This window comes from Mycobacterium sp. E802, from assembly GCF_001666875.1.
GTDB lineage: Bacteria > Actinomycetota > Actinomycetes > Mycobacteriales > Mycobacteriaceae > Mycobacterium.
In genome coordinates this window covers 48,809-71,495 of sequence record NZ_LZJD01000159.1, presented here as the reverse complement: position 1 = coordinate 71,495, position 22,687 = coordinate 48,809, and the positions used below count along the sequence as shown (strand labels likewise).

The 22,687-nt window shown below is 66.8% G+C and carries 22 protein-coding genes; 3 read left to right on the top strand and 19 right to left on the bottom strand.

What is annotated here, in order from left to right; translation table 11 throughout:
- Window positions 1-256: 256 nt before the first annotated feature.
- The 16 genes from A5699_RS23325 to A5699_RS23250 form a co-directional block, all read right to left on the bottom strand.
- Window positions 257-736 carry a hypothetical protein gene (locus A5699_RS23325; protein ID WP_067774563.1) on the bottom strand — a complete coding sequence of 160 codons (480 nt, stop codon included), beginning with the start codon at window positions 734-736 and terminating at the stop codon, window positions 257-259.
- 14 nt (window positions 737-750) lie between these two features.
- The gene (locus A5699_RS23320; protein WP_067774560.1) at window positions 751-1,089 is read right to left on the bottom strand and encodes a DUF4333 domain-containing protein; all 339 of its coding nucleotides are present in this window, start codon (window positions 1,087-1,089) and stop codon (window positions 751-753) included.
- Window positions 1,090-1,171: 82 nt separating this feature from the next.
- Window positions 1,172-2,704, bottom strand: coding sequence for a type VII secretion integral membrane protein EccD (gene eccD / locus A5699_RS23315; RefSeq protein ID WP_082957842.1), 1,533 nt, complete (start codon window positions 2,702-2,704; stop codon window positions 1,172-1,174).
- Complete coding sequence (locus A5699_RS23310; protein ID WP_067774553.1) at window positions 2,701-4,125, bottom strand: MinD/ParA family protein; 1,425 nt, start codon at window positions 4,123-4,125, stop codon at window positions 2,701-2,703. The genes eccD and A5699_RS23310 overlap by 4 nt, the downstream gene beginning before the upstream one ends.
- Window positions 4,126-4,256: 131 nt before the next feature.
- The gene (locus tag A5699_RS23305) at window positions 4,257-4,544 is read right to left on the bottom strand and encodes a WXG100 family type VII secretion target (protein WP_067774549.1); all 288 of its coding nucleotides are present in this window, start codon (window positions 4,542-4,544) and stop codon (window positions 4,257-4,259) included.
- A 30-nt stretch (window positions 4,545-4,574) separates the two neighbouring features.
- The gene (locus A5699_RS23300) at window positions 4,575-4,877 is read right to left on the bottom strand and encodes a WXG100 family type VII secretion target (protein ID WP_067774546.1); all 303 of its coding nucleotides are present in this window, start codon (window positions 4,875-4,877) and stop codon (window positions 4,575-4,577) included.
- A 92-nt stretch (window positions 4,878-4,969) separates the two neighbouring features.
- Window positions 4,970-6,298 carry a PPE family protein gene (locus A5699_RS23295; protein ID WP_067774544.1) on the bottom strand — a complete coding sequence of 443 codons (1,329 nt, stop codon included), beginning with the start codon at window positions 6,296-6,298 and terminating at the stop codon, window positions 4,970-4,972.
- A 35-nt stretch (window positions 6,299-6,333) separates the two neighbouring features.
- Window positions 6,334-6,627: a PE domain-containing protein gene (locus tag A5699_RS23290; protein WP_067774542.1), complete on the bottom strand. Its 294-nt coding sequence runs from the start codon at window positions 6,625-6,627 to the stop codon at window positions 6,334-6,336.
- Between the two features lie 159 nt (window positions 6,628-6,786).
- Entirely contained in the window at window positions 6,787-8,559 is a 1,773-nt protein-coding gene (gene eccCb / locus A5699_RS23285) for a type VII secretion protein EccCb (RefSeq protein WP_067774540.1), read from the bottom strand.
- Window positions 8,559-10,787: a type VII secretion protein EccCa gene (gene eccCa / locus A5699_RS23280; RefSeq protein ID WP_067774538.1), complete on the bottom strand. Its 2,229-nt coding sequence runs from the start codon at window positions 10,785-10,787 to the stop codon at window positions 8,559-8,561. The genes eccCb and eccCa overlap by 1 nt, the downstream gene beginning before the upstream one ends.
- Complete coding sequence (gene eccB, locus A5699_RS23275) at window positions 10,784-12,226, bottom strand: type VII secretion protein EccB (RefSeq protein WP_067774537.1); 1,443 nt, start codon at window positions 12,224-12,226, stop codon at window positions 10,784-10,786. The genes eccCa and eccB overlap by 4 nt, the downstream gene beginning before the upstream one ends.
- Before the next feature lie 3 nt (window positions 12,227-12,229).
- Window positions 12,230-13,954 (bottom strand): type VII secretion AAA-ATPase EccA, encoded by a 1,725-nt coding sequence (eccA, locus tag A5699_RS23270; protein WP_067774575.1) that lies wholly within the window; start codon window positions 13,952-13,954, stop codon window positions 12,230-12,232.
- Window positions 13,947-14,513, bottom strand: a complete 567-nt coding sequence (locus tag A5699_RS23265; RefSeq protein ID WP_067774535.1) for a secretion protein EspD — start codon at window positions 14,511-14,513, stop codon at window positions 13,947-13,949. Before A5699_RS23265 ends, eccA begins: the two co-directional genes overlap by 8 nt.
- Window positions 14,514-14,526: 13 nt before the next feature.
- On the bottom strand, window positions 14,527-15,375 hold the full coding sequence (locus A5699_RS23260; protein ID WP_067774533.1) for an ESX secretion-associated protein EspG: 849 nt from the start codon (window positions 15,373-15,375) through the stop codon (window positions 14,527-14,529).
- A 12-nt stretch (window positions 15,376-15,387) separates the two neighbouring features.
- Window positions 15,388-15,699, bottom strand: a complete 312-nt coding sequence (locus A5699_RS23255; protein ID WP_067774530.1) for an ESX-1 secretion-associated protein — start codon at window positions 15,697-15,699, stop codon at window positions 15,388-15,390.
- Window positions 15,700-15,729: 30 nt separating this feature from the next.
- Complete coding sequence (locus tag A5699_RS23250; RefSeq protein WP_067774528.1) at window positions 15,730-17,325, bottom strand: EspA/EspE family type VII secretion system effector; 1,596 nt, start codon at window positions 17,323-17,325, stop codon at window positions 15,730-15,732.
- Between the two features lie 389 nt (window positions 17,326-17,714).
- Between A5699_RS23250 and A5699_RS23245 the strand changes: the two genes are divergently transcribed.
- A complete protein-coding gene (locus A5699_RS23245; protein WP_067774526.1) occupies window positions 17,715-19,190 on the top strand; it encodes a MinD/ParA family protein in 1,476 nt (491 codons plus the stop codon).
- Window positions 19,191-19,199: 9 nt separating this feature from the next.
- Here the strand turns inward: A5699_RS23245 and A5699_RS23240 are convergent, their stop codons facing one another.
- Window positions 19,200-19,991: a helix-turn-helix transcriptional regulator gene (locus A5699_RS23240; protein WP_067774523.1), complete on the bottom strand. Its 792-nt coding sequence runs from the start codon at window positions 19,989-19,991 to the stop codon at window positions 19,200-19,202.
- Between the two features lie 387 nt (window positions 19,992-20,378).
- Here A5699_RS23240 and A5699_RS23235 point away from each other — a divergent pair, with 387 nt between their 5' ends.
- Window positions 20,379-20,672 carry a WhiB family transcriptional regulator gene (locus tag A5699_RS23235; RefSeq protein WP_067774520.1) on the top strand — a complete coding sequence of 98 codons (294 nt, stop codon included), beginning with the start codon at window positions 20,379-20,381 and terminating at the stop codon, window positions 20,670-20,672.
- 205 nt (window positions 20,673-20,877) lie between these two features.
- Here A5699_RS23235 and A5699_RS23230 read toward each other — a convergent pair whose 3' ends face one another.
- Complete coding sequence (locus A5699_RS23230) at window positions 20,878-21,135, bottom strand: DivIVA domain-containing protein (RefSeq protein WP_067774517.1); 258 nt, start codon at window positions 21,133-21,135, stop codon at window positions 20,878-20,880.
- 53 nt (window positions 21,136-21,188) lie between these two features.
- Between A5699_RS23230 and A5699_RS23225 the strand changes: the two genes are divergently transcribed.
- Window positions 21,189-22,154, top strand: coding sequence for a pirin family protein (locus A5699_RS23225; protein ID WP_067774513.1), 966 nt, complete (start codon window positions 21,189-21,191; stop codon window positions 22,152-22,154).
- Window positions 22,155-22,156: 2 nt separating this feature from the next.
- Here the strand turns inward: A5699_RS23225 and A5699_RS23220 are convergent, their stop codons facing one another.
- Window positions 22,157-22,666, bottom strand: coding sequence for a pyridoxamine 5'-phosphate oxidase family protein (locus A5699_RS23220; RefSeq protein ID WP_067774509.1), 510 nt, complete (start codon window positions 22,664-22,666; stop codon window positions 22,157-22,159).
- Window positions 22,667-22,687 lie beyond the last annotated feature (21 nt).

Genomic DNA, 22,687 nt, shown 5'->3' with positions numbered 1-22,687 from the left:
TCCCCGACGCCGAGAGCAAGATCCTCACCGATCTAGGCTTCAGCCCTGGGTACTAAGCGAAATGTCCAAACTCAGGACCGAGGATGCACACAGCGGCGATTCGCGCATCGAGCGCGACGGACCCGACTTTAGGGCTAAGCGCGGCGCCGTGCTCCAAGCGATGAACCACGCGGTTGCGCAGGGCAGGGGTCCGCAGTCGCCGTCGGGTAGGCCGTAAATCCGTCTGGCTCAGCTTTCGCGACTAACGGAGCGCCCGTCACAAACCACGAAAAATCAAGGCCCGGTATGTCCACCCGGAGGCCGCCACGACGTCGCGGATCGGGTTCTTCATGTCGTTGGTATCGAAGTCATATCGCTGGCCATTGATCCACCCGGTCACCGAAAAGCGAAGATCACCATTGGTTTTCGTCTGATTCCAGTGCAAGGGATCGTCGGAATCACGCTTCCACTCCAAAGCTCTGTCCTTGGCGCGGATTTCCTTCTTTTCATGGTCGAAGATCATCCGGATGATGTAGGTGTCGTTGACGTTGACATCATCGAAGATCGGCTGCCAGTACGGGTGGCCTCGTTTCCACTCGGCGACGAGATCGACCTCTTCGTCATCGCCCCTGCGGACATGCCACGGCGACGCTTCATTGTTCAGCCCCATCAAGCGATGCCACAACTCGTGCGACGACACCGGGACAACATCTGGATCAGGTTTACGGTCGCCGCTCAGCCGCGAAAACAAACCCATGCCGCGAAACCCACTCAGCCCATAGGTTCGTCGTCAACCTTGGCATTGAAGTTAACTTTGCCGCCGTCGACCGAGTTGGCCGTGACGGTCACGCCATATTTGGTGCCGTCGACAGTCAGCACGCACCGCTGAGTGGCACCGACTTTGGCCGGCAGATCGTCATCGCACACCACAGAATCGGCCTTGGAGCCCGCCTGGGCCTCAAGTTTCTGCTTGACGACCTTCGCGAGCTGTTCTTTGTCGACGCCGGCGGTCTTCCCAATCTCGACGTGACCAGAACATGCTCCGAGCAGTCCGGCCGCAACAACCAGCCCCGCCGCAGCAGCCACACGGATATTCGACGTTGTTTTCATGTGATCCCCCCTTTGATACGCAATTGGCCACAGCCAGCGAGGTCTCAGGGCCTCGAAGGCCCTGAGACACAAGCCCAAAACCTCAGTGCAAGCGCAGGTTCCGCAGGAGGTCGTACACGCCGGCGATCCACAGCAGCAGTGGGATCACCGCTGCGATGGCCGCACCGTCGGTCAACTCCAGGATGCGTTTGGTCACCGGGGACACGCGACGCACGCCGTCGGTGGCACCCACCGCGATCACCGCCACCAGGCCCAGCACCGTGTAGATCACCAGCACCAGCCAGGCATTGCCCGGATTCCACAGGCACAGACGCACCATCACACCGGTCGGCACCGCGATCGCCGCCGCCAGCAGCGACCAGGAGCACCACCGCTCGGCGTACAGCCGGGACCGGAAGCCACAGATCACGGCCACCAGACCCGCCACGATCATGCTGTGCACGAAGAAATGCCCCTGCACCACAACGGAAATCGCACCGACCGACAGCACCAGGGCACCGGCGGCGAGGAATCCGATCAGCAACTGACGGGTCAACAGGCTGCGTTCCTGCAGTCGCGCCGCCGATTCCGGCACGGACGCGATGATCGCCTTCCATGTCGGGGATGCCTCGTCCACCTCGTCGGGGGTGATCACCGGATCGAGCAGCTCGTCGTTGGACACCGTCTCACCGGGCGCCGGGATCGGCGGCAGCGCGATACGGGCCACGGCCACAGTGAGTTTGGCGGCGTTGGTCACCACGATGAGCCCGAAGGCGATCGCACCGGCGGGCACCCATTCGGCCCCGCCGTACCCGACGGTGATTGCGGCACCCGTGACGGCGATCGCCAACACGGCCAGGAATGAGGCCACATCGGCCCGACGGCGTGGGCCGCCGCGGGTGGCCAGTGTCAGTAGCAACACCACCGCGCCGGCACCGGCCAGTTGCGGTGCCCCAAGGGAATCCGCGTCATAGGGCAGCGGCACGGCGAGCGCCGCAGCCCCACCGAGCACGATCATCGAGGCCAGCAGCAGACTCTCGGAAAGATCGAGGTTGTCGTAACGTTTCTCCGCCGCGAAGCTTCCGCCGAGCAGGCCGAAACCGAACAACGCGAGCGCCACCGCCCACCACCAGCCCTGGCCGGCACCGTCCCACGACAGCAGCGACATGACGGTGATGGCCGTTGAGACCACTGGAATCGCCACGCCGACAAAACGATTCAGCGCGGTGCGGTCGAACACCGGAGACTCGTCGAGCACGGCGATCGCGTCGATCACGTCCTCGACCAGGGGGCGGTACCGCTCGGTGCGGCTGACCGACACCAGGGTGAGCAGTGATCCGTCGACCACACCGGCGTCGTCGAGAGATTCGTCGGCCTTCAACGGCGGCGCACCCGGACGGGCGAACGCCCACATGCCCTGTTCGGAGAAGTCGAACCCGGCGAGCGTGTCTTTCGGGGTGTCCTCGAGCAATTCGCCGAGGACACTGACGGTCTCGTCGATGTAGGTCTCGATGGGCGCTGCGGCCGGCAACACCAGATCCGTCATCCTCTTACCGGTGAGGATCGTGACCCGGGTGGTCGACGGCCGGCCAGGCGCCGTGCTCGAGGGGTCAGCGGCGGCAGTAGTCGCGGTCACCGCCGTTCAAGCCTGTCGAAATCGTCGGACAGGGCCGCGGCCAACTCGGTGATGCGGCGCTGGTACGTATCGCTGAGCAGGTCGAGCTGAATCTCGGTGCCCTGGGCAATGTGCTTGTCCCACGGCAACACGATGACACGGCCCGGGGGCACGTGACGCTCGAATTGCTGCACCAGATCCTCGACATCCACGTTGGCCTTACCCGGCGTCACGTGGTTGATCACGACGCAGGACCGGCCGAGCAGATCCTGATATCCGTTCTGGCGCAGCCAGTCCATCGTGATGGCAGCCTGGCGGGCCCCGTCGATCGAGGCACTGGCCACGATCACCATGCCGGACACGGTGGAGAGCACACCGCGGGAAGCCTTTTGGAACAGGCCGGCCCCGCAGTCGGCGAGGACGAGGTTGTAATAGCGCGACACCACTGCGGTGGCGCCCTTCCAGTCCTCGTCGTTGAACTCCCGCTGGGCACCGCTGTAGTCCTCAGACGACAGCACCTCGAGGTTTGAGCCGTTCATGCTCGTGTAGGCCCGAATGTCGTTGTAGCGCGACAGTTCCTGGTCGGCGAGCAGATCAGAGATGGTGGCGGCGGACTGACGTCCGGCACGGTCGGCCAGGTTGCCGCCGTCGGGGTCGGCGTCGATCGCCAGGATGCGGTCACCGCGGACCTTGGCCATCGCCGATCCGAGCGCGACGGTGACGGCGGTCTTGCCGACGCCACCTTTCAGCCCGAAGACACCGATCTGATAGGAGTCGCGGGCGTTGCGCCGAATCCGGTTGTGCAGTTCGAGTTCGTAGATCTCGTCGGGTGACAGACCCAGGTTGATCCGGGTGGTCAGGTAGAGCCAGTGGCGCCATCCGCGCTGCGACGGCATCTTCACACCGGTCTTCACCCCGACGTGCGAGAGCGCGTCGATCGCGCGGTGGTTGCCCATCGAGGCGGCCGAGGTGGGGCCGGGCGCGGCCGGCGTCGGAATCGCCTGCCCTGCCCGCCACTGACCACTGACCTCAGGGTCGAAGTCGGCGAACTGCGACGGCGCGGGACCGGGCGCGACGCGCGGCACCGGGCCGGGCATGGACCGGGCCTGCTCGTGGCGCGCGCCCTGACCGGACTGCTGCTGCGGCGCCCGCAGCATCGAATTCTGCGGCCACTGCGGCGCGGTCGCCGGGGGCTGCGGCATCGGCGCGGGCATCTGCGGCGTCGTCTCCGCATGCCGCGGCTGCGCGGCAGCCTGAGTCTGGGTGGATGCGGTGGGAGCCACCGGTACATCCGTGGAACTGGTCTCCCCGACCGGAACGGGCGGTGGCGGCGTGGCCGCGGCGGCCTTCAGGATGGCATCTCTGTCCACGATGGCAGTGGCGTCGTCGACCGGTTTACCCGGTTCCGACGAGTGGAAGAGCCGGTCATAGTCGGCCGACATGGGGACCCCTCAGATAGTCAAAACAGATGGTTAGATCTTTACACCCAAGCACAAGTGGTGGGCGGGTTCGGCCTATCAAAAGATAGACCGGTTACCCGCCCACCAATGCATGCGTGCGTGTTGCCCGTTAACTAGGCGAACATTCCCGTGACGCCGGCTTCGGTCTGGGACATGGTCTGCCCCGCCTCGCTGATCGTCTGGGCCAGGTTCTGCAGCGCCTGGTTCAGCTCCATGGACGTGTTGTCCCAGCGGGTCTGAACGGCCTGGTAGGCCTCCGAACCCGAGCCGCCCCACGCCGAGGCGAGCGAGGCCAGCGAGCCCTTGCCCTCGTCCAGCAGGCCGGCGGTGGTGCCGACGGCGCCCTGGATCTCAGCCGAACCGCCCTCGATACCGGCGAAATTCCAAACCTGTTCTGTCATGTTGTGTCTCCGTTCTTGAGGTCAGTTAGGTCAGATGTTCATCGACGAGGCCAGGTTGCCGGCCTGATCGTCGTCGGTGGCCGAGTACTGGCTACCCGAGGTGTGGATGTTGTTGGAGATGTCGTTCAGCTCCTGGATCTGCTTGGCAGCAGCCTCGTGGAACCGCGCCAGCGCAGCCTGCGCGGCGGTACCGGCCTGGCCGACCATCTGGGCAGCCAAGGTGCTGCCGGTCGACTCGACCTGAGCGATGACGCTCTTGAGCTCACCGGAGATGCGCTCGAAGTTAGCAGCCTCCTTGGCGAGGACGGCGGCATCTGTATTCATCTGTGCCATGTTGGATTTCCCCTTATTTTCCCTTTGTCCTCACCAGTGATGATTGGCGAGTCCTCCGGCCGGGTGGCCGGAAAGTCTTTGTGGTGGACGACTTACCAGTCGTCGTCATCTTCTATTGATTGGTCGTACGTCAGTGCTGTCGGTGACACCAGGCCGTCCTTGGTGCCGCCGCTCTTCTCTTCCTTGTTCTTGGCGGCGTTGACCGGTGCCCCGCCGCCTCCGCCGGCGCCGCTCCCGACCGGCGCCACCGGACCTGCCGCGCCCGCGGCCCCACCAAATGCGCCCGGCTTGGCCTCGCCGCTGATGCCCAACATCGACGACAGCAGCGCGGTGCGCGGTGGTGAACCCAGCGCTCCGGGCAGCGATGCCGCCCGCACCAGCCCAGCACCCGAGGCCGGCCCCGTACCACCGGCCAGCGGATGGTTGGAGAACGGCATCGCGCCCATCAGCCCGGACTGCATGCCCGACTGGCTGCCGCCCATGCCGGTGAACTGGCTGACCATCTGGGTCACCTGCTGCAGCGGCTGCGTGATCGTCTGCATCTGGGACTGCAGCATCTGCGGGATCTGCCCCGCGAGCTGCCCGGCCTGTTGCCCCATCTGCATGACCATCTGCATGCCCTGCTGCATGGGGTTCTTCTCGGACGAATCCTGCTCCTGGCGCCCGGCGTTCTCACCCTTGTTGGCCGCGCCGACCGCCCGCTGCTCGGCCATATTCGCCTGGGCTGCGGCATTTCCGGAGACCAACGCCACCGACTCGATGGTGGCCTTGGCACTGACGCCCTCGATGATGGCGTTGCGCATCATCCCTTGGGCCGCCCGCGGCGCCGTCGCGGCCAGCGCCGCCGCCGCGGTCGACTCGCCGACTCCGGGCAGCACGATTGGCGTCATCGGCATGATGGGCTCGAACAACAGGTTGAGGGTGGTTTCGGCGTGATACGCCTCCATCGCCCCGGCGGCCTGGTTCCACATCCGCACGAAGTAGTCGAACTCGTTGAGCCCGATCGGCATCGTGTTGATGCCAAGGAAGTTGGTCGCTTCCAACACCGCGTGGGTGACGTGGTTCTGCTCGATCTCCGGAATGGGCGGAGTGGTGGTCAGCGCCAGGGTGTACGAACTTGCCTGGGCACTGGCCTGCAACGCCCGCTTCTGCGCCTGCAAGGCCATCGTCCGCAGCCACATGATCATCGGCATCGTCGCCGACACCGCACGCTCACTCGCCCCGCCGCTCCACACGGAGGTCAGGTTGCTGAGCGCGCCGGCCAGCTCGTCGGCCTGGGTCTCCAGCAGGATCGCCAAGCCCTCCCAGCCCGTTGCCGCCTGGAGCATTGGCGCCGGACCGGCACCGCACATCAAGCGTGCGGTGTTGATCTCTGGAGGCAACGCTATCCAGGTGGGTAGGACCGGGAGTGCCGCGACCATTGCTGGAAGACCCTATCTTTGACGAATCGTGGCTGTTAGAGAGTGGTTGCCTGAGCGGCGTCGACCGCGTTGTAAATCCCCGCGATCTCGGCGTAGGCCGCACCCGCCCGGGTGAGTTCCTCCTGGGCGAACGAGTTCGCCGCCAGCGCCTCGACACCCTCGCTGGCGAAGGCCATGGCAGCCATTGCCGAGACCTCGTCAGCGCCGGCCGGAACCAGCGCGGTAACCGCCGCAGCAGCGGTTGTGCCACCGGCCAGACCACGGGCCGCGTTTGCGATCACCTGTGCCGCAACGCCTTCGGCGCCCGGGTTGTGCATCAACGGTTGCATTTGCTTGCTCCCCTGTTTCGTTTCCAAATGCACGGGGACAAGCACTCAAAGTCGACGTGGCAGAAAGTTTGCCAAGCCGTCCAGGAACCTGTCCCCCGATTCCTTTGCTGACGGGCTGCCGCCAGCGTTGCTGAGTGCGTTGATTAGATACTAACTGCCCTATTGGGGTGCTGCGAACACTTCTTCGTCGGGTGGATCGACATAGGCGGCCTGAATGACCTCCTTGCCGTCCGGCCCGACCATAAACGCCTGGCCAGGAGGCCTTTTCTTGACGATGATCTCCCGCGACGGGAAGTCGTTCTTCTCGCCGGACAGGAACAACGTCGGCGAACCGGCGCCGTAAGCAGCACCGACGAACTTGTCCATCGTGGCCCGGTGGGCCAGGCTCATCTGGCACGTCACGATGATGTGCAGGCCGATATCGGCGGCCGCCGGCAGTAGCGGGCCCAACGGCGCCATCGGCGACATCATGCCCGCCGCGGCGGTGATCATGTGCCAGTCGTCGACCAGCAGCACGATGTCCGGACCGCTCCACCACGACCGCGCCCGCAGCTGCGCAGTCGTCAGATCGGGCGGTGGCAACCGTTTCTTCAGGTTGACGGCCAGCGCCTTGATCGCCTCTTCCAACGAGGCGCTGTTGCGGTTGATCGCACCGGCGGCCAGCAGATGCGTCTCGGGCACCGCGTCGAGCAGACCCGACCGGTAGTCCGCCAGCATGAACCTGACCTGGTCGGGGCTGTTGCGACTGCAGATCGCCTTCGCCGCGGCGTGGGCGATGGTGGTCTTGCCCGACTTCGGCGCACCGAAGATCAGCAGGTGCGGCGTGATGTTCATCTGGTTGTAGGCAACCGTGAGGTCCGACTCGCGCACGCCCAACGGCACCTGCCAACGCGTGCGGTAGTCGGAGTCGGGTCCGGGCGGGTTCGGATCGAGCTGATGCAGGTAGATCCGTTCCGGCAGCACCCGCACCTGCGGCGCCTGGTCGGTGTGGCGCGACGACACTTCCTGCACGCCCGCCGAGATGGCGTCGACGATGTTGGCGGCGCTGTGGACGCCGTCCAGCCGGGGCACCCCGATCATCAGGTGGTGCTTCTCGAGCGACACGGCCCGACCGGGACGGTTGGCGGGGATATCCCGCGTGATCCGGTCGATCTGGGTTTCGTTGACGTCACCGAGGCGGAACTCCACCTTGGTGCCCAGATAGTCGCGCACACGCGACTTCAGCTCGGTCCAGCGCGGCGTGGAGATGATGACGTGCACGCCGTACGCCAGACCCTGACCCGCCAGATCCTGCACGGCCGGTTCCAGGTCGGGGAATTCCGCCACGAAGGCCGGCCAACCATCGATCACCAGGAAGACGTCACCGAACGGGTCCTGCGCGGCCGGATTCTCCGGGTCCTCGCGCATCTCGCGATACGACGCGATCGAGCCCACGCGGTACTGCTTGAACACCTGCTCGCGGGCCCTCAGCACGGCCTTGACCTCGGCCACCACCCGGTTGACCCGGTCCGGTTCGGCACGGGTGGCCACACCGCCCACGTGCGGCAGATCCTCCATGTACATCAAGCCACCGCCACCGAGGTCGATGCAGTAGAACTGCACCTGACGCGGCGTGTGGGTGGCAGCCGCCGAGAGCATCAGCGTCTGCAGGAAGGTCGACTTACCGGTCTGCGGGGCACCGCCGATCGCGATGTTGCCGCCGGCGGCCGAGACGTCGACGCCCCAGATGTCCTGCCGGTGCCGACGCGGCTCGTCCATGATCCCCAGCGCAAACCGCAGCGGTTTGCGCTGATAGTCCCGCTCGATCAGTTCGTTGACCGGCGTCGGATCGGTCAGCGGCGGCAGCCACATCTTGTATGCGCGGCTTTCACCGGTGCCCAATTGCGCGAGGACCACCTCGCGCAAGACCTTCGGTTCAGCTTTTGTGGACATCAATTCACCGCCGTATCAAAAATCGGAGTCGTGGTGAACTGGTGAATCCGCACCCGCGCCTGACGCTTCGCCCGCGGCTTGGCCTCACCGTCAACGGACTCTTCCACCTCGGGAACATAGGTGCCGCCGGTGTAGAGCGTGGCGAACTTCACCGGGTCCTCCATACCGACCCGCAGGAACCCGACACCGCTTTCCTTGTTGGTGATGTACTGCGCCTCGGGGGTACCGATCACCGCCTTGGATTCAGCAGAGCTGGTGGTACGCAAGGCGATTCGGTACGTCAGGTTCGGCTCGAGCTTGTCGATGCGCACGCCGCCGGTGTTCAGCGACTGTGTGGCCAGCAGCAGGTGCACACGCAGCGACCGGCCCACACGACAGATGCGGTCGAACAACCCGATGAAGTCGGGATGGTTCTGCAAGAGCTCGGCGAACTCGTCGACCACCACGAACAACGTCGGCAACGGCGGCAGGTCCGCACCGCGCTCGCGGTGCTTCTCGTACTCGGCCACACCGGAGAGCGCACCGGCGGCACCCACCTGCATACCGGCCTGACGCAGGATCTGCTGGCGCCGGTCGAGCTCACCGGTGAGCACCTCGCCCATACGACCGACGAGCTCGGCTTCCTCTTCCATGTTGGTGACGACGGCCGCGGTGTGCGGCAGCTTCTCCATGCCCAGGAAGGTCGAACCGCCCTTGAAGTCGGTCAGCAGCAGGTTGATCTGGTCGGGGTGGTGGGTGGCCACCAGCGACAGGATCATGGTCCGCAGGAACTCCGACTTACCCGAGCCGGTGGTACCGATGAGCATGCCGTGCGGGCCGGCACCGAACTCGGCACCTTCCTTGATGTCGAGGGTCATCACCTCGCCGGTCTTGAGCTCGTGCCCGAACGGGATCTTGAGCCGGTCCCGGTCGGTGTCGGCGAACATCCGCCACCGCGCCGGGGTGACCTCCTCGACCGACTTCGCACCGACCAGGTGGTGCCATTCTTTCGAGACCTTCTTCTGCACCCGCACGTTCTTGTCGATGATCGTGCCGGTGATCGACCAGCCGGCCAGCTTGCGGGCGACGCGGGTGGCCTGTGACGGCGTCATCCGGTCGACCACCCGGGTCACCTCGCGGTAGTTCTGGTTGGGCAGCTTGTCGTCGCAGGTGCCGTCGGCGTCGACGCGCAGCCGGTAGGCCGATCCGCGGTGGTTGCCCAGCGTCAGCACCGTGACCCCGGCCCGCCCGTCGACGGGGAATCCGGCCTTGCCGCCGGTGAGATCCACCACGATGACGTACGGACCGCCGGGGGCCGCGTCGGCGCTGTGCGGCCCGCGGGCGGTCAGATCGCTCAACCCGTCGGGGCGGGTGTACACCAGCCGGGTCGGCCCGGCGGCATCGGTGTCGGTCTGGTGCTGGGTGTGCGGCAGCCACTTCAGCCACGACCACTTCGGGTCTTCGGGGTTGTCGGTGAGCACCCGGATCTGCAGCAGGTCTGGCGGATGGAACACCGCTAGATGGCAGATCATCGCCGTCAGCAGGCCCGCCGCACCGTCCGCGTCGCCACCCACGGCGATGGTCGGAAACGTCCGCAGCTGAACAAGTTTGGGGCAATCGTGGATCAGACCGTGGGTGCGCAGGAACTTCGTCACCCACATGTGGCTGACCGGCTCCAGGTGCGGCTGCGGCGCGCCCTGCGGACCGGCCAGCTCACCACTGGTGTTCGGCTTGAGCAACCGGTCGACGGCGATCTCCGAGCCGATGCCGATCCGCGTGGCGGCGTAGAAGTCCGAGTTGGCCTGCCGCGACCACTGCCGGTGGGTGCCGATGATCGAGAGCAGATCGTCGGGATGCGGTGCGTGGTAACCGAAGAACGACACCTGCGCCGACGCCGACGACGTGACCCGGTTGCGCAGCCCGGCCAGATACCGCAGGTATTCCTTGCGGTCGGCGTTGATCTCGGGAACCCGCTTGCCGCCCTGACCACCACCGGACATGAAACCGACGGTGCCCATGATCATCATCAGCGGCATCATCAGCATGTACGGCGACAGCTGACGTACACCGGTGAAGATCATGATCGCGATCATGCCGAGCATGCAGCCGCCCATGACCCAGGGCATGGCCTTCTGCATGCCTGACGGCGGGATCTCGATGCCGAGGTCATCGGGTGGGGCGACGTTGATCTCGCCCGGTGTCAGCCGCGGCCCCCGCTTGATCGTCGGGGTGAACTTCTTCGTCGTCATGAGCCTTGCTTACTTTCGACTTTGCGCGGGTTCGGGTCGTCCGGAAGTGTGTCGTGCTCGATGAGCGCGGCTTCCTTCGACAGCACCGGGCCTTCCACCAGCAGCCCGACGACCTGCCACGGCGCGTTCACCGCACCGGCCAGGCCCAGATTCTTCGCGGCGTCGTCGTTGGCGACGCCGTAGCGCACCCCTTGCGGGTCGATGTAGTAGAGGCTCTCGCCCACCCGGGGATCGGGCGACTGCAACCGGACGAACTGGCCGCCCTCGATGTACACCGTTGCGTCACCGCCGATCTGGTCGATCCCGGTGCCGATGGCCGACGACGGGATCGGCAGCCGGCGACCGGCGATGACGGTGGTCTTCGGCGCCTGATCCCCCGGCTCACGCTGCCAGGCCCAGCACAGCACCGGAGAGTCCTGACGCAGCAGCACCTCCAGCGGCTTGTCCGGCAACGGCGAGACATACACCTGCTCGGGGATCTTGGCCACCACGCTGGCCTCCACCGACGGCGGCTGCAACAGCCCGTAGGAGTTGGTGGCGCGCAACGCCGCAGCCGTGGTGTCGTTGACCCGGGCCACCCCGTCCGGCAACACGACATAGTGCTGGGGCTCGGATTCGGTGGCCGTCTGGAACACCGAGCCGATCACCAGATTCGCCGGCAGCCCAACGGTATTGGGCGCACCGGCGGCCGGGATCATCGGCAGCTGCCAGGGCCCCATGTTGGCCAGCGCGTTGAACAAGCCTTCCGAAACCGGGGTGGCCTTGGCGGTGACCGGGATGCCCACCGCCGAGCTCACCGCCCGGTCGGCCAGGTCGATGCTGTGCCGGCCCTCTTCGGTCACCAGCCAGTTCGCGCCCTCGAAGGACACCAGCATGGCCTGGTTCTCCCGCATCGGGCCGACGGCCATGTCGGTGGCCAGCGACCTGATCAGGATCGACGTCTCCACCTTGGGTGCGGCGCTGTCCGGCTTGGCGACGGTGTCGCACAGGGTCCAGCGCGAGGCCGGGGTACCGGTCGGGGTGGCATACGGCGCACCGGGAATGCCGATCGGCTGCCCCTTGGGCAGCCGGTTGAGCTCCTCGGATTTCACCGCCGACGGATTGCCGGAGTTGCCCAACGCCAGCCGGGCCGAGGTGAGGTTGTACACCGGGCGCAACAGGTTGCTGCCCGGCAACATCACGTAGAGCTGATTGGTGGTCCGGTCCACCAGGAGCTGATCGGTGCCCTGCTTGCCCAACGGCTTGAAATACGCCATCAGCGCTGCGCCCAGGCAGATCAGCACCGAAACCACGATTCCGGCGAACACCGCACGGCTGTAGAACTGCAGCGGATCGTCGAACATCCGGGTATCCCGGCGCACGATCGCGTGCTCGACGCGGCGCAGCAGAAAACGCCAGCCGCTGACCTGGACCTTGGTGGTGAGCCGGAAGCCTGCCATCTCTTATTCGCCGATGTTCAGGCGGCTGTGCACCGCCGCGATCGCCGCCGCCATGTCTTCTCCGTTGATCTCGCTGAGCTGCTCGACACCCAGGTTCTCGAAATCCAAGGACCGGGCCAACCGCATGTCCCGGTTCTGCTCGCCGGCCTCCACCAGCTGCCGGGCATAACGACCGTTACCGGCGATGTCCAGCGCGGGCTTGCCGTTGAGGGTCCGCTGACTGAGCAGCGAGGCCGCCTCGTGTACCCGCTTGGCAGCCTCTTCGTCGAGCTGTGAATCATTGGCCTTGGCAATGACTTTCGTGATCTCCACGATGTCATCGGGCGAGTACGAGTCGAACTCGATGCGGGTCGCGAAACGCGAGCGCAGGCCGTCGTTGGTCTCCAGCAGGCGATCGATGTCGTTGCTGTAGCCGGCGATGATGACCACCAGCCGGTCGCGGTCGTTCTCCATCCGGGCCAGCAGGGTGTCCAGCGCCTCGGTGCCGAACGGGTCGGCGCGGCCGTCGCGTTCCTGCACCAGGGTGTAGGCCTCGTCGATGAAGAGCACGCCGCCGAGCGCCCGATCGATCGTCTTGGCCGTCTTCACCGCCGACTGACCTTCGTACTCCGCGACGAAATCCTTACGCGAGGTCTCGATCAGCTTCGGCTCGGCGATGACGCCGAGTCCGGCCAGGATGTTGGCCACCACCCGCGCGATCGTCGTCTTACCGGTACCCGGCGGGCCGGCGAAGATCATGTGCTTGGAGGTCTGCGCCACCTTCATGCCGCGCGCGGCACGGATCCTGGCCATCTGGGTGGCTGCCCGGTAGGCCTCGATCTGTTCCTTCACCCGGCCCAAGCCGATCTGACGATCCAACTCGGCCTGCGCCTCGGCCAGCAGCTTGTCGCGAGCCGACGTGTCGGCCACCACGCTGGAGGGATCCCAGGGGTCGGTGCGGGCCGCGATCTTCTCGGCGGTCGTGGTTTCCAACCGGTAGGCCGGATCACGAAGCGCTGCAGTGACTTTGGGCTCGGGGAAGTTCGCCTGAAGCCATTCCAGCAGAACCTGGGCCGACTCTTCGTTGCCCTGGTTGCGCCGGGCCATGGCCAGGTACCAGGCGATCGCCGGTGCACAGGCCTGACCGGCCGGGGTGTCGTTGGCCTCAGTGAGCCGACGATCCGCCTCGGTGAACAGACCGAGGTTGGCCGCCGCGACCCCGTGCGCCACCCCCGCCGCCGCGGCCAGGAACTTGTCCGGCCACTGCTCGGCACCACGCACCTGGTCGATCACATCGGTCCAGCGTTGCGCCGCACCGTAGATCACCGCTTTCACCCATGCCACCAGGTGCTCGGACCCACCGGCCGGGGCGTCCTCCAGGGCCTCCATCGCGTCGGCGTAATTGCCCTCGTTGGCCTCCTGGACGGCGAAGCCCAGGGTGATCGCCAACGGTGAGTTGATCGGGTAGGAGATGTCCTTGCCGTAGATGCCGCCGATCGGGATGCGTGCCCCGACACCGTTCATCGAGATCTCGGCCGCGCCGGCCAGCTGGCCGAAGTTCGAGCGTGAGTACCAGGCCCGGAACAGCGTCACCCGGTCGGTGTCGCCGCAACGGATGCGGCCTACCCAGGCGTCACACGCAGTCTCGTCGTAACTGGTGATCTCGGTGAACATTTCGAGTGAGCGGGCCGGAGAGCTGCTCAGCATCCCGACTGCGGTGCCGAACATCCCAGCGAGATGGTCAACCATGATCGCCTCCATAGCGGGTCGAAAAGACCTGGGCCCGAGCATCATCGGCTTGCTCCGGGGTGGGCAGATTCAGGTCACGGGTCAAAAAATCGCGGGTCGCCGCGTCGTCGTGGCCATGCTCACGCATTCCCGCGAGCATGAACGAGTACTGGGCGGACTTGGCCTGTTGTGCGGCCAGGTCCGCGATGAGCAGGATCTCCTCGGCGAGATCCCGCTCGCTCAGATCGGTGATCTTCGGCGCCAGCTCGATCTGCTGAACCCGACCATCCATGTACGCCGTCACCGTGACAGTTTCAGGTGGATTGGTGACGGTGAACAGCGGAACGGCCAGTTCATCGTCGTCGTCACGCTCGAAGAACCCGGGCACCGTCCCGTCGGAGATGGACCCGTCGGACGTGTCATCGGATACCGCGCCGTCGGATATGGCGAGGTCGTCATAGGTGCCGAGCGCGTCCAACCCCAACGCATTCGAATCGTCGTCGGAATAGTCGAAATCCAGCGCCGAGAGGCCGTCGTAGTCGTCATCGTCGTCCGGATAGTGTGGCGGAAAGTCACCCACCTTGGCGGCCCTTTCAGTGCAGGTAGGAACTATCCGACTCGGACTTGTCGAACCACGAACCCGAGGGCAACAACTCGACCAACCCGTCCAGGGCCCGCTGCAGGTTGTCCTTGGTACCGGTCAGGAAGCTGCCGTAGAGCTCACCGTTGACCCGGCGCGGGATGGACACGATGCGTCCCTGCTTGGAGTCCAGGACACCGGCGGCCACGTCGACCTGGGAGATGGTGCCGCCCGGATTCCGCTCGGACGCGATGAGTTCCACCCAACTCTCGGGCTCGGAGATGATGTTCGCGTACACCCGGGCCGAGGTGGGCGGGATCCCGTAACCGGTGAGCTCGTCCGCGGTCCGGCACTTGGCCAGGGTTTCGGCGACACCGGTCAACGGTTCGACATTGGCCGGTGAGCCCTCGCCGAGCACGGTCGTCACCATGCCGGCCAGACCCACCTGCGCAGCCACCCGCTGGAACACCAGGATGTCGTTGTCACGGGCGACGACCACGTGCCGACCGCCCTTGCGGCACACCACAAACCGGATCATCTTCCCGCCCACGTCACGACGCCACCAGCGGCCCTCCAACGTGCGGTCGGGCCGGCTCAGGGTGTCGAGCATGGCGGCCACCTCGGGATGGGGGTTGCCGTAGACATCCAGCACGCCCTGGGCCATGAGGTCACGGGCCACCTGGTCCCACACGATCTCGCGCAGGTCGGGTTGGGGGATGTTCAACCGGATGCCCATCGAGGGCGGAAAGTCGGTGAGGCCCAGCTTGTCGGCGACGACCAAAACCCCGTCGATGGTCAATTCGACCCCGACGACGTCATCGATCGCCTGTACGTTCGCGTCCGCGCTGAAGGAAGAAGTCATCTGTGCGCCCCCCTATCGAACTGTCCCGCTGAGGGCGTCGCCCATTGCCGAATCCGTCCGGTCGTATCCGCTCGCCGCGCGGGTGAGCTTGTCGCCGAGGTCCTGTGACACCTGGGCCATACCGTTGCCCGCGGCTCGGCGCGCGGTCAACGCGGCTTCCACCGCCGTGGCCGTCGACGACGAAATCGGTCCATGTGTCATGCGCACGGAGGCGTCGAGACCCTCGACCGCCGCCGTGGCCAGCGCCAGACCGGAGGCAGCCTCGCCCTGTCTGACCGACAACTCCTGCAAATGAGCGGTGGCAACCCGCAAATCACCCGACATGAAATCCCCTCGATCCCTGTACCTGGATTCTCACCGCTCGATCACGGCAGCAGATCCGGGTACACCGCGGTCTAATGTAGCCGCCGCCGCGACATGCAGCGGGCCCTGCTCGAAATCCGCCCCGACATGCACCGGAGCCGGCCCGGCCGCACCGCCGCCGGCCGCCATCGCCTCGAGGTCGGGTGGCAGGGTCTTGGCGGCCTCGCGATCCGGCTCGGCGTCCATCAGATCGGAGGGTCCGTCGAGGGAAACCGCAGGCGGCAGGCCGTCAGCCCGGTCCTCGTCGGCCCCGTCGGCCGACTCCTCGTTCTCGTCCTCGATGCCGTCCTTGTCGTCCTTGTCGTCCTTGTCGTCCTCGTCGTCCTTGTCCTCTTCGCCGTCCCGGTCTTCGTCCTCGTCAGGTCGGCCGTCGCCGTCGACATCCGTCGGACCTGCGGCCAGGTCGCCCGACGCCTTGTCGAGCTGTGCGGCCTCGGTGCCGCCCGCCATGGCGGGCCCGGCCGCTTGACCGGCCATCTGCGCGGCCTGGCTCGCCGCCTGGGTGGCGGCTTGCGCGGCCTGTCCGGCCGCCTGCGTGACCCCGCTCAACATTCCGCTCAGGGGGCTCATCATCGAGCCCAGCAGTGTGCCCATCGCGCCGGCCGCATCACCGGCCGCATCCGACGCCGGCGCACCGGCGCCTGAGGTCGACGGTATCGATTGCATCGACGGGGCCGACGACGGAGCGCCACCGGCACTACCACCCCCACCGCCCGACGGCATTCCGCCTCCGCCGCCCGACGGGGCTCGGCCTCCACCGGACGGGACGCCCGGCGCGCTCGACGCCGGATCGTCCGGCGCACTGCCGACGGGCGGCTCGAACTCTGCGCCGGTGGGCGCCGCTCCGGCAGCCAGGGTCTGGTACTGCGCTGCCGCCGTCTGCAGAACCGCCGCGTTCTCGTTGATCTGGCCGCGCAAGGTGTTCAGGTCGTCGTTCGACTCACCGACGGCCTTGGCCACCATCGCGATCTCGGCACCCATGCGGGCGGCCGGACCGAAACCGGGGATGATGCCCGCGCTCGTGGTGAGCAGGCTCATCGAGCCGAGCCAGTCGGAATGAGCGTCGAGCTTGGCGCGGGCAGCCGAGATCTCGCCGGCTTCCTTGGTCAGCACCCCGGCCACGGTGTTGTCCAACTCGATCATCCGCTGCACCCGGCCCACCTGTTCGGTGTTGCGGGCCGTGTAAGCGCTGGCCCCGCCGCTGTTCCAGCTCTCGTTCGGGACGGCCGAGGCGAGTACTTGGCCGGCCGCGCTCAACTTGGCGGCGGCGTCGCCGAAGCGTCCGCCGTTCTCCGGGGCACCGACGCCGGTGCTCTTCTTCATCGTCTCGATGGTCTGCTGGCCGGCCGCCAGGATGGGTGACCGCGCGGCCCGGACCAGAAGTGTGCCGATGCGCGTCTCGAGAAGGTCGGCGGCTTTCTGCCCGAGTTCGATCACCTGGCTGCCGAGCTTGGCCACCTGCTCGAGTTGGGCCCCCACGGTGTTGCGGACGATGAACTCTCCGGCCTTGACGGCGCGCTCGGTCCACTTCGCGTTGTTCTCGATCACGCCTTTGCCGAAATCGGCAATCTCGCCCAGCAGTCCCATTCCCCGTTTCCCCTTCGCCGCAACAGAGGTTACCAGCGCATCCGACCCGGTCAGCGCACCAATTTCCGGCCTCAGAAGCGGCCGAAATCCGGTTCTGAAACCGCTGCGGCACACGGTTTATCGCAGTTGAGTCCGGGTTTTATCGGGCCGGTCCACCGGTGGCCGCATTGCCGGGCCGGTGACTCGGGCGCCGCCGCGACGGTCCGTCGACCCCACGGCCCGTCCGGGCCGTCAGCTACCGTCACATGTGGTTGTGAACTTTGCCGCCGGTATTTGCTGGTGCGTTATTTCGGCCGGATTGTGGTCGGATCCTGCACCGCGGGCGGGTTGTGGTCGATACTTGAGCACTGTCAAAGTTCCCGTGTGTGAGTTCCGGAGGAGATTCAGGCGTGTCCGACCCCGACGACACCTTGCGTAGAGAGCTCGGCTGGACGGGTCCGGAGGAATCCCACTTCGAGCCCGACACCCGACCGACCCGGCGTCAGCCTCCGGCGCCGCCCTCGATCCCCGGGCGCCCCCCGGTCGACTTCACCCCGAAGCCATCCGGCAACTCCGAGTCCGACGATCCACAGGGCGTCCCCACCGATCCCGACGCCGAACGGGCCCGCAGCACCTTCCGCGAGGCGCCGGCGGCCCAGCCGTCCCCGCAACAGCAACAGCCGCCGCAACAACAGATGCCACCGCCTCCCCCGCCTCCGGTGCCGTCGCCGCCTCCGCACGACTCTCGGCCGGTACCGCCCCGGCCCGATGCGTGGGAGCAGCACCCGCCGGGCTGGCAGCTTCCGTCCCAGCGTCCACCCGGCCCAGGTGGGCCGAGCGGTCCACCGCACCAGCCCTATGGCCCGCCGCCGGGCCAGCCGTGGCCCGGCGACGGTGGTTTCGCACCGGAGCAGGGTGGGATGCCCGAGGCCCCGCCGGTACCGCCGGGCTCGTACGCCGATCGGATCCGGGTCAACGACCTCGTGCCGCCCAAGCGGCAACCGCCCGGCAGTGGTTGGCGGCTGTTCGTGTACCGGGCCACCTTCGGGCTGGTCAACCTGGGCCCGTCGGCCGACGACATCCGTCAGGCCGAGCTCGAAGCCAAGATCAAAGGCGCCCTACGCGGTCACTACAAGGTGGGCGTGATGGGCAAGGGCGGGGTCGGCAAGACCACCGTCTCGGCCAGTGTCGGGTCGATCTTCGCCCAGCTGCGCCAGGACGACCGGGTGGTGGCCATCGACGCGGACACGTCGTTCGGCAAGTTGGGCAGCCGTGTCGACCCGCAGGCCCAGAGTTCGTACTGGGAGCTGGCCAACGACAAGCATCTCGACTCGTTCGCCGATGTGCGCAGCCGGGTCGGCAACAACGCGGCCGGACTGTTCGTGTTGGCCGGTGAGGGGACGCCCGCCCGCCGCCGGGTGCTCGATGCGGCGATTTACCGCGAGGCCACCACGCGGCTGGACAAGCACTTCTCCATCTCGGTGGTGGACTGCAGTTCCACCATGGATTCGCCGGTCACCCAAGAGGTTCTGCGTGACCTCGACGGGTTGATCGTGGTCTCCTCGCCGTGGGTCGACGGCGCCGCCACCGCCGGTCAGACCCTGGACTGGCTGGCCGCCCACGACATGACCAGCCTGTTGCAGCGCACGGTCGTGGTGCTCAACGACTCCGACGGCCACGCCGACAAACGCACCCGCTCGATCCTGGCCGGACAGTTCTCGGGTCAGGGGCAGCGGGTGATCGAGGTTCCGTTCGACGGGCATCTGCGCCCCGGTGGGGTGGTGGACCCTCGGGAGATGTCGACCGCGACGCGGCGACGCTTCCTGGAGATCGCCGCGGCCCTGGCCGAGCACTTCCCCACCCAGGACGACCGTCGGGACCGGTAACCCGACCGATCAGCGCATCGCGCCGATCAACGCCTCGAGGGCGTGGACGGAGGGTGCGTCGACCGGGTACTCCGCCTCGGCGCGCGCCACGGTGTCCTCGGAAACCCCGGCGGCCGTGGCGGTTTCACCGATGGTGAGGTTCGACTGCCGGCGTGCGGCGTACAGCCGTTGCCCCAGCGTGGCGCCGGGCGCGGTGGCGGCCAGCGTGGTCAGCTCGTCGATCTGGCGGCGTACCGCGCTGAGCGCCTTGATCAGCGCCGGGGTCACCATGCTGAGGCGTGCGGCGCGCGATGCCACCGCTTCCAACTGCCGCAGATCGGCCAGCACGGAGGTGACCCGCGGGGTGAACTCGGGGTCGCCCACCGCGGGCAAGGTGGCGATCGTCGACTCGAGGGTGTTCACCGCGGTCAGCACCGCCTGGGCGATCAGCGGCACCTCGTCGCTGGCCGGCGGCGTCGTGGTCAACGGCACGGCCGGCGGCTGGGCGGCGACGACGGTCGGTGGGTCGACGAACGCCGGTGCGGACATCGCCGGATCGGGCACCGGAGCACCCTGACGCAGCCGCGCGATGGTGCCGGGCGGCCAGCGCAGCACCTCTTCGAGCTTGAGCCTGGTGCGCTCGCGCGGCCAGCTGCGACCCTTTTCGAAGGCGATGAGCGCCCCGGCGTTGATGATTCCCTCGGCGGCGAGGCTGCGCTGGCTGATGTCGAGTTCGCGGCGGCGGGCCGCTGCTGCAGCACCTGCGCGGATAAGTCCGACATCGAACTCACCAGTGGCGAGATCGTACTCAGCGTCGGTCATTCGGGGCTGTTCCTCGCCGATGTGCTCAGCCTCAGCGCAAGCGCGGAAGCGGTTGTCGGGACCCGTCAATCCTAACCCCCGACTGAAGCACCGCTACGCATTAGGTTTTTCGCAGATACAGCAAACAACTCCGATGCTACGGCTTGGTGACGGATCGAACCGTACTTACGCTACGGGTACACCGAGGTACCTGGTGGCGTTCTGACGTGCAGTTTTAGATCCAAATGGCCTTTACCCAGGTGGTGACGTCTCGTTACCGGTGCGAATTTTCGTAGCGGCAGCACGCTTCGGTTTCGCTCAAACTGTTGCATCGCTACGGTTGTTGCTATAGCGTTCCTCCCAACGCGGTACGCACCGCAACAGAAAGCCCTAACAGGAGCAGCAAGCATGAACGCACTGATGTCCAACGGCATCCCGCTCGGCGTGTGCACCAGTGATCCGGAGCGGTGGACCTCCACCCCGGACGACCAGGCGAAGGTCATCTGCCGGGAATGCCCGCGGCGGTGGCTGTGCGCCCGGGAGGCCTGCGAACTACCGCGCGCCGAGGGGCTGTGGGCCGGGATCATGGTTCCCGAGGCCGGCCGTGGCCGCAGCTTCGCGCTCAAGCAGCTGCGATCGCTGGCCGAGCGCAACGGTTACCCGGTCCGCAAGCTGCGCCTGGTGTTCCCCGACGCGGCCTGACTCTTGATTGCCCGGCCCTTGCGCTGCCGATTCGAGGGGACGGCAGGGCAAGGGCAGGTTTCCACTGGGGGAGGAATAGGGGCCCGGGGTATCTCGTTACACCCGCAGACGGTGCCGGGCATTGCCCCGGGCCCCACACCAGAACCGTCGCTTCGAGCGACCACGCGCCGCGAGGCGCAGTGACGGCACCGTCCCCTCTTTTCGGCTATCGCTCAAGCGTGGCGGCCACCGCGTCGAGCAGAGTGTCTACCTCGTCTTCGTCATAGCCGCGCTGGAACAGCGGTGGCTTCGGGAACACGATGTGGCGGACGTCGTCGGCTCCCAGGTGCCCGCGCCCGTCGAGGCGGCGGGCGACGAGCGCGAGAAAATCGTCCACCGACTTCTTGTCATAGCCGCGCTTACCCAGCGGCGGTTTCGAAAACGCGGTACTGCGAACATCTTCGGCAGTCAATCCCCCGGTCATGCGGTCATGCTAACCGCCGGTGACCATCGCCGAACGCGGTTACCGTGAGGTTCATGAGCAACACCGACCCGGCGCCCGCGGAAGTCACCTGCGCCAACTCGGGGTACACCGGTGTCCTGCACGCACGTGAGGTGCCCCTGGGCGGTCCGCGCGCGATCCTGGTGCGGCGCACCCTGCCGCAACGCGACCGGTCCATGATCGGCGCGTGGTGTTTTGCCGACCACTACGGCCCGCACGACGTCCGATCCGGCCGCGGCATGGACGTGCCGCCCCACCCGCACACCGGGTTGCAAACGGTGAGTTGGCTTTTCGACGGGCTGATCGAACACCGCGACAGCGCCGGGGTCCACGCGTTCGTCCGTCCCGGCGAGCTCAACCTGATGACGGCCGGCGCCGGGATCTGCCACTCCGAGGTATCCGTCGAGCCCACCACGATCCTGCACGGCGTACAGCTGTGGGTGGCGCTGCCCGACACCGCCCGCGATACCGACCGCGACTTCGCACACCACGCGCCGCCGCCGCGCACCGTCGACGGCGCCACGCTCCGGGTGTTCCTCGGTGAGTTGGAGCCCGCGCGGTCCCCGGTCCACACCTTCACACCGCTGCTGGGCGCCCAGATCGACCTCGACCCGGGGGTGGTGTTGACGCTGGACGTCGACCCGCAATTCGAACACGGGGTGCTCCTCGACCAGGGCGCGGTCGAGGTTGCCGGCAGCGCACTGGATGTCGCCGACCTGGCCTACCAGGGTCCCGGCTGCGCCCAGCTGGAACTGGCCAACCGCGGCGCGGGCCCGGCGCGAGCAGTTCTGCTGGGCGGACCACCGTTTCCCGAGGAGCTGGTGATGTGGTGGAACTTCGTCGGCCGCAGCCACGAGGACATCGCGACCTACCGAGAACTGTGGCAGGCCAACGATGCCCGGTTCGGTGACGTGCACGGCTATGACGGCACGATCGCCAGGCTGCCGGCACCGCCCTTGCCGAACGGGCGGCTCAGGCCCCGCCCTCGGCCGTCGAACTAGGGTCAGCTACCCGCGGTCAGATATTGCGCGGTGTTGCCGCCCACCGGCATCTCGGGCAGACCGAGCTTGCGGTGATCCCAACTGCGCAACCGGCTCGGCACCACGCGCACCGCGATGCGGTTGTTCATCATCTGGTCGACGAACGGCCGCATCTCGTCGGTGTAGGGGCCGGTGTAGCGTTCCCACACGCTGATGCCCACGCGCAGAAGGGTTTCCGGGTCGTCGACAATCTCGGCGGTCCCGTCGATGGACACGCCGCGCAGGGTGTCGTAGGTGTCGCCGTCCTCGATCATCACCGTGATGGTCGGGTCACGACGCACGTTGACCGCCTTCTGCGACTTGGCCTTGGTCTCGAACCAGATCTCGCCGTCGAGCACCGCGTACCACATGGCGACCAGGTGCGGTCGGCCGTTGGGCAGCACCGTGGCCATCGTCGCGGTCCGGCTGTGTTCGATGAATTCGGCGATCTCCTCGTCGCTCATGACGATCTTTGCCCGCTCGTTCTTACCCACCTGCCACCTCTCTGCTCACGT